The organism is Neisseria sp. HMSC068C12, assembly GCF_001814095.1.
Classification (GTDB): domain Bacteria; phylum Pseudomonadota; class Gammaproteobacteria; order Burkholderiales; family Neisseriaceae; genus Neisseria; species Neisseria perflava.
This window is the reverse complement of sequence record NZ_KV814776.1, coordinates 15,443-30,990: the sequence shown is the minus strand read 5'-3', so window position 1 is coordinate 30,990 and position 15,548 is coordinate 15,443. Positions and strand designations below refer to the sequence as shown.

The 15,548-nt window shown below is 53.6% G+C and carries 15 protein-coding genes and 3 tRNA genes; 9 read left to right on the top strand and 9 right to left on the bottom strand.

Annotated elements, in window-relative coordinates; translation table 11 throughout:
- Positions 1–59: 59 nt before the first annotated feature.
- The 9 genes from prmC to HMPREF2952_RS00110 all read right to left on the bottom strand — a co-directional run bounded on the left by prmC (position 60) and on the right by HMPREF2952_RS00110 (position 7,027).
- The gene (prmC, locus tag HMPREF2952_RS00150; protein ID WP_070587580.1) at positions 60–872 is read right to left on the bottom strand and encodes a peptide chain release factor N(5)-glutamine methyltransferase; all 813 of its coding nucleotides are present in this window, start codon (positions 870–872) and stop codon (positions 60–62) included.
- Positions 862–1,323, bottom strand: coding sequence for a hypothetical protein (locus HMPREF2952_RS00145; protein WP_070695151.1), 462 nt, complete (start codon positions 1,321–1,323; stop codon positions 862–864). The genes prmC and HMPREF2952_RS00145 overlap by 11 nt, the downstream gene beginning before the upstream one ends.
- 53 nt (positions 1,324–1,376) lie before the next feature.
- Positions 1,377–2,819 carry a metalloprotease TldD gene (gene tldD / locus HMPREF2952_RS00140; protein WP_070695150.1) on the bottom strand — a complete coding sequence of 481 codons (1,443 nt, stop codon included), beginning with the start codon at positions 2,817–2,819 and terminating at the stop codon, positions 1,377–1,379.
- A gap of 559 nt (positions 2,820–3,378) precedes the next feature.
- The gene (locus tag HMPREF2952_RS00135; protein ID WP_004520957.1) at positions 3,379–4,221 is read right to left on the bottom strand and encodes a hypothetical protein; all 843 of its coding nucleotides are present in this window, start codon (positions 4,219–4,221) and stop codon (positions 3,379–3,381) included.
- Between the two features lie 15 nt (positions 4,222–4,236).
- Complete coding sequence (locus HMPREF2952_RS00130) at positions 4,237–5,997, bottom strand: bifunctional biotin--[acetyl-CoA-carboxylase] ligase/type III pantothenate kinase (protein ID WP_004520956.1); 1,761 nt, start codon at positions 5,995–5,997, stop codon at positions 4,237–4,239.
- Positions 5,994–6,500 carry an adenylyltransferase/cytidyltransferase family protein gene (locus HMPREF2952_RS00125; protein ID WP_188212340.1) on the bottom strand — a complete coding sequence of 169 codons (507 nt, stop codon included), beginning with the start codon at positions 6,498–6,500 and terminating at the stop codon, positions 5,994–5,996. Before HMPREF2952_RS00125 ends, HMPREF2952_RS00130 begins: the two co-directional genes overlap by 4 nt.
- A gap of 260 nt (positions 6,501–6,760) precedes the next feature.
- Positions 6,761–6,836, bottom strand: a tRNA-His gene (locus HMPREF2952_RS00120).
- Positions 6,837–6,845: 9 nt separating this feature from the next.
- A tRNA-Arg gene (locus HMPREF2952_RS00115) sits at positions 6,846–6,922 on the bottom strand.
- 27 nt (positions 6,923–6,949) lie between these two features.
- Positions 6,950–7,027, bottom strand: a tRNA-Pro gene (locus tag HMPREF2952_RS00110).
- 201 nt (positions 7,028–7,228) lie between these two features.
- Here HMPREF2952_RS00110 and folD point away from each other — a divergent pair.
- The 9 genes from folD to HMPREF2952_RS00065 all read left to right on the top strand — a co-directional run bounded on the left by folD (position 7,229) and on the right by HMPREF2952_RS00065 (position 15,404).
- Entirely contained in the window at positions 7,229–8,080 is an 852-nt protein-coding gene (folD, locus tag HMPREF2952_RS00105; protein WP_070695149.1) for a bifunctional methylenetetrahydrofolate dehydrogenase/methenyltetrahydrofolate cyclohydrolase FolD, read from the top strand.
- Between the two features lie 84 nt (positions 8,081–8,164).
- Positions 8,165–9,238 carry an AI-2E family transporter gene (locus tag HMPREF2952_RS00100; RefSeq protein WP_049322947.1) on the top strand — a complete coding sequence of 358 codons (1,074 nt, stop codon included), beginning with the start codon at positions 8,165–8,167 and terminating at the stop codon, positions 9,236–9,238.
- Positions 9,239–9,367: 129 nt separating this feature from the next.
- The gene (locus HMPREF2952_RS00095) at positions 9,368–10,609 is read left to right on the top strand and encodes an aromatic amino acid transporter (protein WP_070695148.1); all 1,242 of its coding nucleotides are present in this window, start codon (positions 9,368–9,370) and stop codon (positions 10,607–10,609) included.
- Between the two features lie 93 nt (positions 10,610–10,702).
- Positions 10,703–11,074, top strand: coding sequence for a DUF7832 domain-containing protein (locus HMPREF2952_RS00090; protein ID WP_070695147.1), 372 nt, complete (start codon positions 10,703–10,705; stop codon positions 11,072–11,074).
- Positions 11,075–11,085: 11 nt separating this feature from the next.
- Positions 11,086–11,664, top strand: coding sequence for a D-glycero-beta-D-manno-heptose 1,7-bisphosphate 7-phosphatase (gene gmhB, locus HMPREF2952_RS00085; RefSeq protein WP_039862535.1), 579 nt, complete (start codon positions 11,086–11,088; stop codon positions 11,662–11,664).
- Positions 11,665–11,735: 71 nt separating this feature from the next.
- A complete protein-coding gene (locus tag HMPREF2952_RS00080; protein WP_070695146.1) occupies positions 11,736–12,467 on the top strand; it encodes a lysophospholipid acyltransferase family protein in 732 nt (243 codons plus the stop codon).
- 65 nt (positions 12,468–12,532) lie between these two features.
- Positions 12,533–13,228 carry a M48 family metallopeptidase gene (locus HMPREF2952_RS00075; RefSeq protein ID WP_039862552.1) on the top strand — a complete coding sequence of 232 codons (696 nt, stop codon included), beginning with the start codon at positions 12,533–12,535 and terminating at the stop codon, positions 13,226–13,228.
- 172 nt (positions 13,229–13,400) lie between these two features.
- Positions 13,401–13,772, top strand: coding sequence for a hypothetical protein (locus tag HMPREF2952_RS00070; RefSeq protein ID WP_004520945.1), 372 nt, complete (start codon positions 13,401–13,403; stop codon positions 13,770–13,772).
- A gap of 156 nt (positions 13,773–13,928) precedes the next feature.
- Positions 13,929–15,404, top strand: a complete 1,476-nt coding sequence (locus HMPREF2952_RS00065) for a surface lipoprotein assembly modifier (protein ID WP_283120690.1) — start codon at positions 13,929–13,931, stop codon at positions 15,402–15,404.
- Positions 15,405–15,548 lie beyond the last annotated feature (144 nt).

Genomic DNA, 15,548 nt, shown 5'->3' with positions numbered 1-15,548 from the left:
AAAAAACCAAAAGGGCGTGATCGACACGCCCTTTTTTATATTCCGACTAACCATGCCCGCTAAGCAGGCAAACGCCCCAGCGTGACTCTGTCCAATCCTGCCAAATCCTGTTCGGTTGCCACTTCGGCAAACCCGTTCTCCAGCATAATGTTCCGCACCGCTTCGCCCTGGTCATAGCCGTGTTCAAACAGCAGCCAGCCGTTGGCTTTCAGGTATTTAGGGGCTTCTTGGGTAATGTGGCGGATATGGCTGAGGCCGTCTGAAAAGTCGGTCAGCGCGTTTTGCGGTTCAAACCTCAAATCGCCTTGCGACAAATGCACATCGCCGTCCTCAATGTACGGCGGATTGGAAACAATCACATCGTATTGGCCTTCAGACGGCCTGTCGGTATCAAACCACGAACCCTGCGCAAATTCGACTTTTGTACCCAATTTGGCCGCATTTTGACGGGCGGTATCCAAAGCACCGACGCTGATGTCGGATGCGCGAACATCGGCATCAACGCGTTCAAGCGCGACGGTTACGGCAATGACGCCGCTGCCCGTTCCCAAATCCCACACGTGGCCTTGCGGCGGCAAGCGTTTGAGCACGGCTTCCACCAAATGCTCGGTTTCAGGGCGTGGAATCAGCACATGGGGATTGACGGCAAAGTGTCGTCCGTAGAACTCGCGTTCTCCCAACAGATAGGCCATCGGCTCGCCTTTCAGACGGCGTTGAGCCAAAGCCTCCAAGGTTTGCAGGGCAGAGTCTGCCAAATCGTCCGTACCGCGCGTCACCAGCTGCGCGCGCGTATAACCCAGCGCATATTGCAACAACATCCGCGCTTCATTTTTGGGCAGTGCCGATTGGCGCAACCATTCATCAAGCGTCATTTTTCGTCCCATCTGCCAGCGTTGTGGCTTTTCTTTCCTTACTCTTTCCGGCAAACGTGCCGATGGTGGCAACCGCAAATGCGGCATACCACAAATAAAATCCCGCGCCGTAGCGTACGATATCCGATGTATTCCCTGCTTCATCAACGTGTACGGCTTTCACACTGAAAGCCACCAGCGCCAAGCTCCAAAGCGCCGCATGGACAGGCACGACCTTCTTCCGCAACGCCAGCAACACAATGGCCGCCAACCAAACATAATTCGCATAGGCCGCACAATACCTGATATCCAAAGAAGCAAATATCGACCCCAAAATCAAAACGGTCAAACCCTTCATGCTTTCATGATTGCCCAAATAAAATGCAACATTGGACAAAGATGCTATCCACAGGGCAACCGACACCAGCAACATCACGATGGGAAAACTTGATTTCCGATTCTGTTTCTGCATGGTTTTATCCTAATGCAAAAGGCCGTCTGAAAACCTTTCAGACGGCCTGCCGTTTAAATTTCGCTACCGCCGACGGTCAGTCCGGCATCAATCCTCAGGGTCGGTTGTCCGACGCCGACAGGAACACTCTGCCCTTCTTTGCCGCAGACGCCGATGCCGCTGTCGAGTGCAGTGTCATTGCCTATCATGGAAACGTGTTTCAGCACTTCGGGGCCGTTGCCGATGATGGTCGCGCCTTTAACAGGATATTGCAGCTTGCCGCCTTCCACCCACCATGCTTCGGATGCGCTGAACACGAATTTACCGCTGGTAATGTCCACTTGTCCGCCGCCAAAGTTGACGGCGTAAATGCCCTTGTCGATGGACGCGATGATTTCTTCCGGCTCATAGCCGCCGTTTTCCATAAAGGTATTGGTCATGCGCGGCATAGGCGCAGAAGCGTAACTTTCGCGGCGGCCGTTGCCGGTCGATTGCGTACCCATCAGGCGGGCGTTGGTTTCGTCCTGCATATAGCCGACCAAAATACCGTCTTCAATCAATACAGTACGGCGGGTTTCATTGCCTTCGTCGTCGATATTGAGTGAACCGCGTCTGTCGGCAATATCGCCTTGATCCACAACGGTCACGCCTTTGGCGGCCACACGCTCGCCGATACGGCCGGAGAAAACGCTGGTTTCTTTGCGGTTGAAATCGCCTTCCAAACCATGTCCGACCGCTTCGTGCAGTAACACACCCGGCCAGCCGTTGCCCAAAACAACGGTCATCTCTCCGGCAGGCGCAGGACGGGATTCGAGATTGGTCAGGGCTTGTTTGACGGCGGCATCGACAAACCGATGCACCAAGTTTTCATCGAAATACGCCAAATCATAACGTCCGCCGCCGCCCGCGCTGCCCTGCTCGCGACGTTCGCCCTGCTTGGCAATGACGGTTACGTTCATGCGCACCATCGGACGGATATCGGCAGCGTGTTTGCCGTCCAGACGGGCGATGTACACCATGTCGTATTCGCAGGTCAAACCGGCCATCACTTGCACGATACGCGGATCGGCGGCTTTGGCCAGCGTTTCAACTTTGTTCAACAGCGCGACTTTGGCAGCAGAATCAAGACTGGCAATAGGGTCAATCGCCATATGGACAGGCTTGCCGTAGGCAGGTGTCGGCACTTTGACGCTGGCTTCGCCGCCAGCCGCACCAATCACGCGCACGGCTTTGGCAGAGCGGTTGATCGAATCGATACACAGGCTGTCAGCGTAGGCAAAAGCAGTCTTATCGCCCGAAACGGCACGCACGCCCACACCCTGATCGATTTGGAAGCTGCCCGATTTGACGATGCCTTCTTCCAAATGCCAACTTTCATAGGCAGTACGCTGGCAATAGATGTCGGCATAATCGACATGGTTGGCGCCGATAATACTCAGGCTTTGGGCGAGCAAATCGGGGGAAAGGTGGTTGGCTTCGAGCAAATCTCGCTGTACCGCGGCGTAGGTTTGTTGCATAATTTTTCAGACGGCCCGACGAGCAGGCAAAGTTAATTTGGCCTTGATTATACGGTATTTTATATGGCTTTGGATATGTTGATTGCTTGGATTTATGAGTGATTGAAACAAATCAAAAGGCCGTCTGAAATATAGGGTTGAAATGTTTGCCTTACCCTATTTCAACCGGCCTGTTCGTTTGACGTTCAGACGGCCTTTTCAATCACGGCAAAGCCAATGCCACAATTTAATTTCCATACAAAACAAAGCATTACAACAAAAACCATTATTTTTTCAATTTTGCTATTGATAATAGTTATTATTAGCGTATAATCAAAACCACTCGGAAGACGTCCTAATCCGAGCCATTAAACGACAGATTTTATCCCCCTCTTTCCCATTATCTCTTGATACTCGGAGTGCGCATATACGAAACATACCTGTTCCCCTTTATATCAGATACTCAAAACCGAAAAACATGAAACCCACTGCCGATACAGTGGGTTTCGTGTTTTTTGGCGTTCGGTTTATCAGGCTTGGCCGGCTGCTTATCAGGCCGTCTGAAACCGAATAGGCCTGATTATCGGCAGGTTTTCATGTTCAACTTGCCATAACGGCCGACAATGTTTCTGATGTCTTGGGCATCGCGCTCGTCGACCGCCATAAAGACCACGGTCATGCGTGCTACGCTCAAACCGGTATCGGGTGCGCTTCTGTCTTCCTGTTCGACAATGCGCGCACCGCCAAAACCTGCGCTGGACAAGCGTGAAATCAAAACTTGGGCGGAAGAGCGGCTGCGTGTTACGTCAATGCTGATTTCGCCGTTGTGAATACTGCCGCTAAAGCCGCGGCTGCCCAAGGCATCAAGCTGGGCGGAAGTGTCGCCGTCGGCAGGCAAGACCACGCGGAAGGTTTTGGAAGAAGTTTCGCCACCGGATGCGCCGTTACGTTTTTCGATACTGCGGCTGGCCGCATGAGGCCATTTGCCCAACAAGCCTTTGATGCGGTGGTAATCGTCTTCATCCATCACTACGGTGGCGCTGCTGGTACACAAGCGTTCCACGCCGGCCGCGTCCATCTCTTCTTCGGCTGCGCGACGCTCTTGCGCTTCTTTCTCGCGGCGCATTTTTTCTTTTTTCTCTTTCAACTGCTGCGCTTCTTGCTTTTTACGCAAGGCTTCTGCTTCTTCGGATTCAGGTTCTGCCATAATCAGGCCGTCTGATTCATCCGCCACCCAATCGGGTTGCGATGCCTGCTGAGGCTCGGCTTTGGGCGCGTCCAAAGAAGACGGGCGCAATAATTCGTGCGTGCCGCCTTCCAAGGCAGATTCGGGTTTCGCGGTTTTATGTTGTGTCCGATAGGCAACCATGCTGCCAAAAACAATGATGTTGAGTGCGACCAAGACCGCAAACAGCCATTTCATGATGCGTTTTCCTTTTTATTGTCCGTTGCGATGGGCAATCCAATGCAAGAGCCCGTGAATCACGAGATTATCGACGATTTTCACTTGATTGTCATGAACGAATGACTCCGGCAGCGCCTGCACGACTCTGGCCGCGCCGCCGCCCGTGATAATAATATCGACCGGTTTGCCTTCGCCCGTTTTGTCTTTCAGACGGCCATGCATCATCATCAACGCGCCGCAAACGGCATCCATCATGCCGCTGGCAATGGCGTTCGGCGTTGTGGTTGGGAACGGATATACCTTGCCGATGGGGCGGTTGAGGTTGGCGGTCTTGAGCGCCATCGCCTCTTTCATCAAGTGGAAACCGGGCATGATGGTGCCGCCGAGATAATGATTGTCTTCCGTCAGCGCGTCGGTGGTTACGGCGGTGCCGCAGCTGACGACGACGCAGGCATTTTGCGTAAAGCGACGGCTGCCCAGCGCATTAAACCAACGGTCGGAGCCATGTTCTTCAGGACGGCGGTAATGGTTGCGGATACCCAAAGCCTGCGGCATGGAAGACAGCCATTCGACCGGACGGGTTAATTGTTCTTCCACCATCGCTTTTTTTACCGAACCGCACACGGCGCAACCGACAATCTTCACATCATCATCGGCAAATTGCAGCCATTCTTCGCCCAGCTGGGTCAAATCACGATACGGCGCGCGGCCGACTTCGGAAAATGTGCCGTTCTCTACCCACGCCCATTTCAACTGACTGTTGCCGCCGTCCAGCAGCAAAAAGCGTTCCGGCTTAGTCGCGGCAGGTTGCGCCGGACGATTATCCGGACGCAAGCTGATCTCGCCGCTGACAATGGTTTTCTCGCCATTGTCGGTCAACAAACGCAACGCGCCTTGCGCATCCACGCCTTTGACTACGCCTTCATGAACAATGCGCCCTTCTTGAAGCAGCAAGACCGGCCTGCCTGTGTCGCGGTTGGCGGCATCGTATTCGCCGACACATGACGCGAATCCGTTTTGCGCGTATTCGTTCAACAGCGCATCGAGTTGCGCCAATACCGCATTCAATAAGGTTTTGACGCTTACGCCCTGCTTAGAGGCCGTCTGAAACAATGCCTGTATGGAAGTGGCGTTTTCAACTTCTTTCGGCAATACAAAATTGATACCGATGCCGATGACGGCGACAGTCCTATTCTCTACCCGCGCCGTTTCAATCAAAATACCGGCCAATTTATCGTTGGCCACGACCAAATCGTTCGGCCACTTGATATTTACGTCCAAACCGATATCGGCAAGCGCGCGTCGGCAAGCCAATGCCGCCACCAACGCCAGCGAACCCAGCTCATACTGCGGCTTGTCAAACGCCCAGCCCAAGCTGAACATCAGACATTCACCCTGTCGGTTGACCCAGCTTCGCCCTTGCCGTCCGCGTCCTTTGGTTTGGAAATGCGCCACGCACAAGGCCTTATGCGCCAAATCTGCCGACTGGCGCGCCAATGCCATGATTTCATCATTGCTGGACGAACATTCGTGTTTCAACTGCGCACGAAAACCCTGTTTTCCGGCCATTTGTTGCAGAGATTCTTCGGCAAACACAGCCAAAGGGCGCACCAAACGCCATTGCCCGTCGTGCTGGCGCAGCAAACCGCGGATATGGCCCGGCATCTGCTGCCAGAATCCGTTTAATTGTTGCGGCTTCATACCGACCACGCGCGCCAACTGAGAAACGTGTTGCGGCAGGCCGTCTGAAAGTGCGGCGAGCAAGGCCCAATGGCGGCTGTTCAAATCCGTCATTCGCCTCCTCCGGCTTCGCGAATTTTCGCCAACGTTTTGGTGGTCGAAGTCTGGTGTAAAAACGGAATCGAAAATACTTTGCCGCCACGCGCAAACGTCTCAGCCGCACCGACAATCTTATCCACAGGCCAGTCGCCGCCTTTAATCAATACATCAGGTTTGACCATTTCAATCAACGCAGCCGGCGTATCGTCATCAAACCATGTGACCAAATCCACGCTCGCCAATGCCGCTGCCACTGCCGCGCGGTTTTCCAAAGGATTAATCGGACGATCGTCCCCTTTGCCCTGACGGCGCACCGAAGCATCGGTATTCAATGCCAACACCAAAGCCGCACCGGCCGATCGCGCCTGCGCCAGATACGTTACATGGCCCCTATGGAGAATATCGAAACAGCCGTTGGTAAACACCAGCGGACGGGGCAATGCCGCCAAACGCTCCGCCAGCTTTTCGGGCGGACAGATTTTGGATTCAAATTCTGGAGCTGGCCATTCGGACATGATGCGGTTCCTTTGGGAATGAAACAGAAAATAATCGGGGTATTATAAAGGATAACGGCGAAACGCCATAATAAAGATACCGAACGGTACAATATTCGGGCTTGACTGCGTATTCATTGATATTTGATAACACAGCAAATGCTATTTTTGCCGATGCCATGATGAAACGGTTTGATAAATACTTTTTTGAAACCCAATTAAATCTGAAGTAAAATTCGGGTATAAATGGAAAAAAGCCTGCATACAATATGCAGGCTTTCATCTGGGGTGGCTGATGGGGCTCGAACCCACGACAACTGGAATCACAATCCAGGGCTCTACCAACTGAGCTACAGCCACCGTAAAAATTGGCACGCCCGACAGGAATCGAACCTGTAACCCCCGACTTAGAAGGTCGGTGCTCTATCCGGTTGAGCTACGGGCGCTCATGCCGATTCGTGCTAAGAATTTTGTGGTCGGGGCGGTGGGATTCGAACTCACGACCCTCTGCTCCCAAAGCAGATGCGCTAACCGGGCTGCGCTACGCCCCGACTGAAGACCTGAACTATACAGACCCTTTTTAACCCGGTCAACATCTACTTTGCTTTATTTTTTCATTTTTTGATTATCTTATTATTTTTAATCGTTATTTATTTTTATGTTTCACAATCAGGGCTACTCTTTTGTGTCAGGCCGTCTGAAAAATGCGATAATTTAAACGCAATATTTATCCCTATTGAGGAGGAAAAATCATGGCTGCACAACTTATAGACGGAAAAAAAATCTCCCAGCAACGCATCGAGGCGGTCGCACAGGCGGTAAAAGCGCGTCAGGAAAAAGGTTTGCACACGCCTTGTTTGGCGGTGGTATTGGTCGGCGACGACCCTGCCAGCGCGGTTTATGTACGCAATAAAAAACTGGCCTGCCAAAAAAGCGGCATTGAATCGCGCTCTTACGAGCTGCCGTCTGAAACCACGCAAGACGATTTGTTGAAACTGGTGGACGAATTGAACGGCGACCCTGCCGTCGACGGTATTTTGGTGCAACTGCCGCTACCGGCCCACATCGACAGCCAGGCAGTTTTGGAACGTATCATGCCGCATAAAGATGTGGACGGCTTCCACCCTTACAACGTCGGCCGCCTGGTCGTCAAAATGCCGCTGATGCGCCCGTGCACGCCCAAAGGCGTGATGACTTTGTTGGAAGCCTACGGCATCGACCCGAAAGGCAAAAAAGCCGTGATTGTCGGCGCGTCCAATATTGTCGGCCGCCCGCAGGCGTTGGAATTGCTGCTGTCCCGCGCGACGGTAACCATCTGCCACAGCGCCACGCAAAACCTTGCCGATGAAGTTGCCGCCGCCGATATTTTGGTGGTCGGCGTGGGCATTCCGAATTTTGTTAAAGGCGAATGGGTCAAACCCGGCGCCGTCGTTATCGATGTGGGCATCAACCGCTTGGAAGACGGCAGCCTGTGCGGCGACGTGGAGTTTGATGTCGCCAAAGAACGTGCGTCCATGATTACGCCCGTTCCCGGCGGCGTCGGCCCGATGACGATTGCCACTTTGTTGGAAAACACGCTACACGCGGCCTCATTGCACGACTAACCGCCGTCATTAAATTAGGCCGTCTGAACATGGTTTTTCAGACGGCCTGACCTGTTTTTTGTTTTTTTACCTTATCGGCTTCACATGTCCTTACTCGCTTCCCACACCGACAACCCGACTTTCCGCAACGCTTCCTATATCCTGATGGGTTTGGCCTTGCTGATTGTCTTGCACTACCATCTGCTGCCGCTGCTGCTGTCGGTTATCCTGACCTATATCTTTATTACGCGCACCAACGGCGTCATCCTCAAACTCCGCCGCCGTGTTTTACCGCGCAACACGCGGCTGCATAAATCGCTCAATGCGCACAACATCAACCTGATTTCCACCACGCTGACGCTGGCCATCGTGTTCAGCATCATTGCGATGATGTCTTTGGGCATTTACCACCTGATACACGGCGGCCATGTCGGCTTTATGCTGGCCAAGCTGGCGGCGATTTTGGAAGACACCAAAAACAGCCAAGACCTGCCTGCGGCCATTCTCAATATGCTGCCCAACAATATGGCCGAAATCAAAGCCTCGGCGATCAAGCTGATTGACGAATACCGCGCCGCGCTGACCCGCATCAGTAAAAACAGCATCACGTCCTTCGTGTACATCCTCATCGGCATCATCATCGGCGCCATGCTCAGCTTCCACCGCCTGAAAATGCGTAAAAACCGCCGCAAAATGCCATTGTTTAAAGCCGAATTGGTGCAACGCATCGTCACTTTTGAAACCAGCTTTGAACGCGTGTTCCTCGCCCAAGTCAAAATCTCGCTGATCGACACTTTCCTGACCGGCCTGTACCTTTACTTGGTTTTACCGCTGTTCGGCGTTGAGCTGCCGTTTAAAATGACCGTCCTGATCGTCGCCTTTATCGTCGGCCTGATTCCGGTAGCGGGCAACCTGATTTCCAACACCATCATCATTATTTTGAGCCTCGGCGCATCGCTTTACGTCGCACTCGCCTCGCTGGTGTTCCTCGTTGTCATCCACAAGCTCGAATATTTCCTCAACGCCAAAATCATCGGCTCGGAAATCGAATCCAGCGCGTGGGAATTGCTGGTGGCGATGGTCGTCTTTGAACGCATTTTCGGCATCGGCGGCATCATCGTCGCGCCGGTTTATTACGCCTATTTGAAAAACGAATTGAAACTGCGAAAATTGATTTAATCAGTTGCGTTTATACACACAAAAGGCCGTCTGAAAACGACAATCGGGTTTTCAGACGGCCTTTGCTTTACCTTTTCTTACACTTTACGGCATAATGGCAGCCACGCATTTCTAGAAGAAAGATAAATAATGTCAACCAAAACCCCTTCCCTATTCGGCGGCGCGATGATTATCGCCGGTACGGTTATCGGCGCAGGCATGCTTGCCAACCCGACCGCCACCTCCGGCGTATGGTTTACCGGCTCGCTGGCCGTGTTGCTGTACACCTGGTTTTCCATGCTCTCCAGCGGCCTGATGATTTTGGAAGTCAATACCCATTATCCGCACGGCGCCAGCTTCGACACCATGGTCAAAGACCTGCTCGGCCCGGCTTGGAACATCATCAACGGCGTTGCCGTCGCTTTCGTTTTATACCTGCTCACCTACGCCTACATCTTCGTCGGCGGCGACCTGACCGCCAAAGGCATCGGCAGCGCGGTAGGCGGCGAAATCTCGCTCACCGTCGGCCAACTCGTCTTCTTCGGCATTCTCGCCTTTTGCGTTTGGGCATCCGCACGCTTGGTTGACCGTTTCACCAGCATCCTCATCGGCGGCATGGTATTGACCTTCATCTGGGCAACCGGCGGCCTGATTGCCGATGCCAAAATGCCTGTTTTGTTTGATACCCAAGCCCCTGCCGGCACCAACTACTGGATTTATGTCGCCACCGCCCTGCCCGTTTGCCTTGCGTCATTCGGCTTCCACGGCAACGTTTCCAGCCTGCTCAAATACTTTAAAGGCGACGCGCCCAAAGTGGCCAAATCCCTATGGGCAGGAACGCTGATTGCGCTTGTGATTTACATCCTCTGGCAAATCGCCATCCAAGGCAACCTGCCGCGCAGCGAGTTCGCACCGGTTATCGCTGCCGAAGGCCAAGTTTCCGTCCTGATCGAAACGCTGTCCAAGTTCGCCCAAACCGGCAATATGGACAAAGTGTTGACCCTGTTCTCCTACATGGCGATCGCAACGTCCTTCCTCGGCGTAACGCTCGGCCTGTTTGACTACATTGCCGACATCTTCAAATGGAACGACAGCATTTCCGGCCGTACCAAAACTGCCGCGCTGACCTTCCTGCCGCCCCTGATTTCCTGCCTGCTCTTCCCTACCGGCTTCGTTACCGCCATCGGCTACGTCGGCCTGGCCGCCACCATCTGGACAGGCATCATCCCCGCCATGCTGCTCTACCGCTCGCGCCATAAATTCGGTGCCGGCAAAAACTACAAAGTTTACGGCGGATTCTGGCTGATGGTTTGGGTCTTCCTCTTCGGCATCATCAACATTGCCGCCCAGATATTGAGCCAACTGGAGCTTGTTCCCGTATTTAAAGGTTAAATTCCCTTAAGGCCGTCTGAAACACCCTCTTTCAGACGGCCTAATTCATTATTTTCCGCTACAATACCCCCTTTCCCCCAACGAACACCGTCCATGTACGACAATATCCGTTTCCATCTCGACGAAGACTATCCCGACCAACTCCCACCCGAAAACGCTGCCACCCACATCGGCATGTACTGGCAGTGGGCGGCGCAGGCAGGCCTCGTCAACCCCGTCTGGCAAACCGCCCCCGAAACCGCAGCCGACTTCGCCGCCATGACCTCGGGCAAAATCAGCGGACGGCACTTCCTGCTCAAACACATGGACGGCGCATTTATGGAAGACTACATCCTCGCCCTCGACACGCCCTCGCTCGGCGGCTTCTACCACGTCAAAAATACCCCGGAAACCTTCGCCAAACTGATACCCGTTTTTCAGACGGCCTTTGAAAAATGGAAAAGCAGTTTGAAAGCAGAAAAATAAGAGCCACCACCATGAAACTCATCATCCTCGACCGCGACGGCGTCATCAACCAAGACCGCGACGATTTCGTCAAATCCGTTGACGAATGGATTCCCATCGAAGGCAGCATGGATGCCATCGCCTTTTTAACGCAGGCAGGCTACACCATCGCCGTGGCCACCAACCAATCCGGTATCGGCCGCAAATACTTTACCGTGCAAGACCTGACCGAAATGCACGCAAAAATGCACCGTCTTGCCGTTCAAGCAGGCGGTACCATCGACGGCATTTGGTTTTGCCCGCACACCGCCGCCGACAACTGCGAATGCCGCAAACCCAAGCCCGGCATGATTATCGACATCATCGAACGCTTCAAGGCCAATGCCGCCGAAACCTGGCTGGTCGGCGACAGCCTGCGCGACCTGCAAGCCATTGATGCTGCAGGAGGCAAATCCGCGCTCGTCCTGACTGGCAAAGGCAAAAAAACGCTGGCCAAACACGAACAAGACCTGCCCGAACACACCCAAGTCTTCGACAACCTGCTCGCTTTCTCGCAATACATCATGCGTGAAAACACACAAATCGAAGAAGCCGCGCAAGCCATCCTATAAACGACAAGGCCGTCTGAAAACTGCCGACAACGGTGTTCAGACGGCCTTCAAACGACTGACTTTTCCCCGATATGCTGATTATCCGCAACCTGATTTACTGGTTCATCCTTTCCTCTAGCATTATTTTACTGTTCCCCTTTATGCTGCTTGCCCTGCCCTTCCAAGGCGGCGCGCACAAAATGGCGCAAGTTTGGGTGCGCATCCTCAACTGGTCGCTCAAGCACGTCATCGGTTTGAACTACACCTTAAACGGTGCGGAAAACATTCCCGACCGCCCTGCCATCATTTGCGCCAAACACCAAAGCGGCTGGGAAACCCTCGCCCTGCAAGAGATTTTTCCGCCTCAAGTCTATGTTGCCAAACGCGAACTCTTCAAAATCCCTTTCTTCGGCTGGGGCTTGAAACTGGTTAAAACCATCGGCATCGACCGCAGCAACAGCCGCGAAGCCAACAAACAACTTTTAGAACAAGGCCTTGCGCGTAAAAACGAAGGCTATTGGATTACCATTTTCCCCGAAGGCACACGCCTGCCGCCCGGCGAAAAAGGCCGCTATAAGCTCGGCGGCGCGCGCATGGCAAAAATGTTTGAGATGGACATCGTCCCCGTCGCGCTCAACAGCGGCGAGTTTTGGCCGCGCAATTCCTTCCTCAAATACCCCGGCACGGTCAGCGTCATCATCGGCAAACCCATTGCCCACAACAACGGCAATGAAGCCGAACTCATGGCTCAATGCGAGCAATGGATCGAAAGCCAACAGCCCCTGATTACCGGACAAGGCCCGTTCGCGCCCAAAACCAAATAAATCATTCCATCGGGTGGGCCGCTATACCCGCCCTTTCCATGCCGTCCAATATTTTTCTCAACATCATGCCCCACCTCCATACCCATACCCTTTCAGACGGCCTCACCATTCATATCCAGCTCAAACGCAGTGCCAAGAAAAACCTCATCTTGCGCCCCGTTTCCGCCGATACCGTCAGCATCAATATCCCTCCGTTTGTTACCCAGCGCACCTTTACCCAATGGCTGAACGACAACGAAGCCATCCTGCGCCGTACCCTAAACAAAACACCGGCTCGGCAAACACCTACAGACACGCTTCCCGAATGGATTTGGTATCAAGGCGTTCAGACGGCCTTGTCCGTCCACGCAGCAAACCACATCCAAATCAGGCCGTCTGAAATTCTGTTGCCCGAAAAAGAAACCGCCGCCCAACTTACCCATTTGCGCCGCTTCCTGCACGAGCGTGCGCACGAATATCTGCTACCGCGCCTCGAAGGCCATATCCGAACCACCCACCTGACCCCGAGCGCCATTTCCCTTTCCAACGCCAAAACCTTCTGGGGCGTTTGCCGCCACACCACCGGCATCCGCCTCAACTGGCGGCTCATCGGCACGCCCGAATATGTCGCCGACTACGTCTGCCTGCACGAACTCTCCCACCTGCGCCATCCCAACCACAGCCCTGCATTTTGGGCTCTAACCCACTCGCTCACGCCGCATGTCGACCAAGCCGAACAATGGCTGAAGGCGCACGGCGGCGAATTATTCCACCTCGGCTAAGTCTTTCCAGCAGCATTTTTCTGCAAGCAAACACCAGCCCAAAGCAAAGAATCAACGTCCTCCAAACAAATCATGTAGCCGCGCGTAAAATCAGGTTTATCCGCTTGCCGCCCCCTCAGGCATGCCGATAAGATGATTTCGTTCTCAAAACCCTTTTCAGAAAGGAAAACCGATGACCAAAGCAAAATCGTTACTGGCCACCGGCATTTTGGCTCTTTTCTCCGCCACGGCATTCGCCTCCCCACTGCCTTCCGAAATCTACCGTCCGGATGGCGCGCACACCATCAAAGCCGATCATCAAGGCGACGGCGAATTTGAATACGAAGCCGAACTTTCCGGCCAACGCAATTCCATTCCTTCCTTGGCCAAAAAAGTGATCGCCCACGCGCGCAGCAAAGGTTTCCATGTGGTTGAGTCTGAAATCAAACACGACGATGCCGATCTGAAATTCAAACGCGGCAAACAAGAGCTGGACGTTTCCATCGAAGACAAAGGCCAAGGCCGTATCGAATATAAAGCCGATTTAGATTTGGACAAAAACTAAATCCGACTCGCAAACAAAGGCCGTCTGAAATCCCATCGGTTTTCAGACGGCCTTTTGTCGTCTTTATCAGATAAAATGGCACTCGGTTTGCAAAATTTCCGACTCAAAACATTGTACAATCTGCCCACTTATACCGATAACATCCCCAACATTGCCATGAAAAAACGTCTGCTCCTCCTCGCCATCCTGCCCCTTTCCCTTTACGCCGCCGATGTGCCGCCCAACGTAAAACCCGAGCTTCAAGTCAACACTGCCGAACCCCAACAGCCCGAAGCGCACAATATCCCTGCCGAACAGACAAACAGGCCGTCTGAAAAAATCATCGACGTCGATGCCGACACCCTGCTTGCCAACACCGAATTACTGGCACGCGCCATGTATTCCGCCGTCGTCGCCCACAATATCCCCGGCATCAAAGCCGTTTTGCCCATTTACGAACAATGGCCCGAACACGACCGTGCCATGGCACGCTATGCCAAAGGTTTGCTTGCCCAATCCGAAGGGCGCGCCGCCGAAGCCGTCGGCCATTACCGCCGCTTTATCGCCGAGCAACCCGACGCTTCCGCCGTCCGCTGGCAGCTTGCGACCGCCTTGTTTGAAGACAAACAAAACGAAGCCGCGGCCGACCAGTTCAACAAACTGCAAACCGAATCCCTCCCGCCTGCCTTGCAAGAACGCCTCGAAACCTACCGCAAAGCCCTGCGCGAACGCGACTCATGGCAATTCAACGCCGGCTTGAACATCACGCGCGAACAAAACATCAACCAAGCCCCCAGCCAACGCCGTCTGGGCAACCACCTGAGCGACGAACAATGCCGCGCCGTGCGCCTTGTCTATCCCGACGACGACTGCTTCCGAGGTTGGACATTCCCCGAACCCATCGATGCCACCGCCATCCACTATCAAATCGGCGCAGAAAAAAAATGGTCGCTGCCACGCGGCTTCTATGCCACGGTAGGCGCAGACCATTACGGCAAAATCTACCCCAAACACACCAACTACAACGACCTCACCACACGCTTCTCAGCAGGCATCGGCTATGCCGACCAGCGCAACGACGTCGGCATGACCCCGTTCCACGAGCGCCGCTTCTACGGCAACGACCCCTACACCTACACCAGCGGCGCACGCCTCCACTACAACCATTGGTGGCAACCCAAGCTGCAAACCCTCAGCGCATTTGAAGCAGGCCGTCTGAAAAACAGCCGCCGCGAGCATTCCAACAATACCAGCCAACTGCTCAGCAACTCCATCGTGTACTACCGCAACGCACGCCAATACTGGGTAGCCGGTATCGACCTCTACCGCGAACGCAACCGCGACGACAAAGGCGACAGCTTCAACCGCTACGCCCTGCGCACCACATGGGGACAAGAATGGCCCAAAGGCCTCTCCACCGTCCTACGCCTCAGCGCCGCCCAACGCCGTTACCAAGCCCCCGGGGTTTTCAGCAACGAACAAAACCGCCGCGACAAAGAAGCCTCCGCCTCCCTGAGCGTATGGCACCGCGCCCTCCATTTCAAAGGCATCACCCCGCGCCTGACCATTGCCCACAACAAAACATGGAGCAACGACAAGTTCTACGAATACGGCAAAACCAAAATGTTTGTCGAATTGAGCAAAACGTTCTGACAAGTAGAATCAATCTGTAGATAAAGCAAAAATGCCTGTCCTGCATACTTATTTACAAGACAGATTCAAACTTTTACAGATACCGGATAAATAGATTTTTTAAGGTATAATTTCTTATTAAATTCATATTTATCAAATAGATGA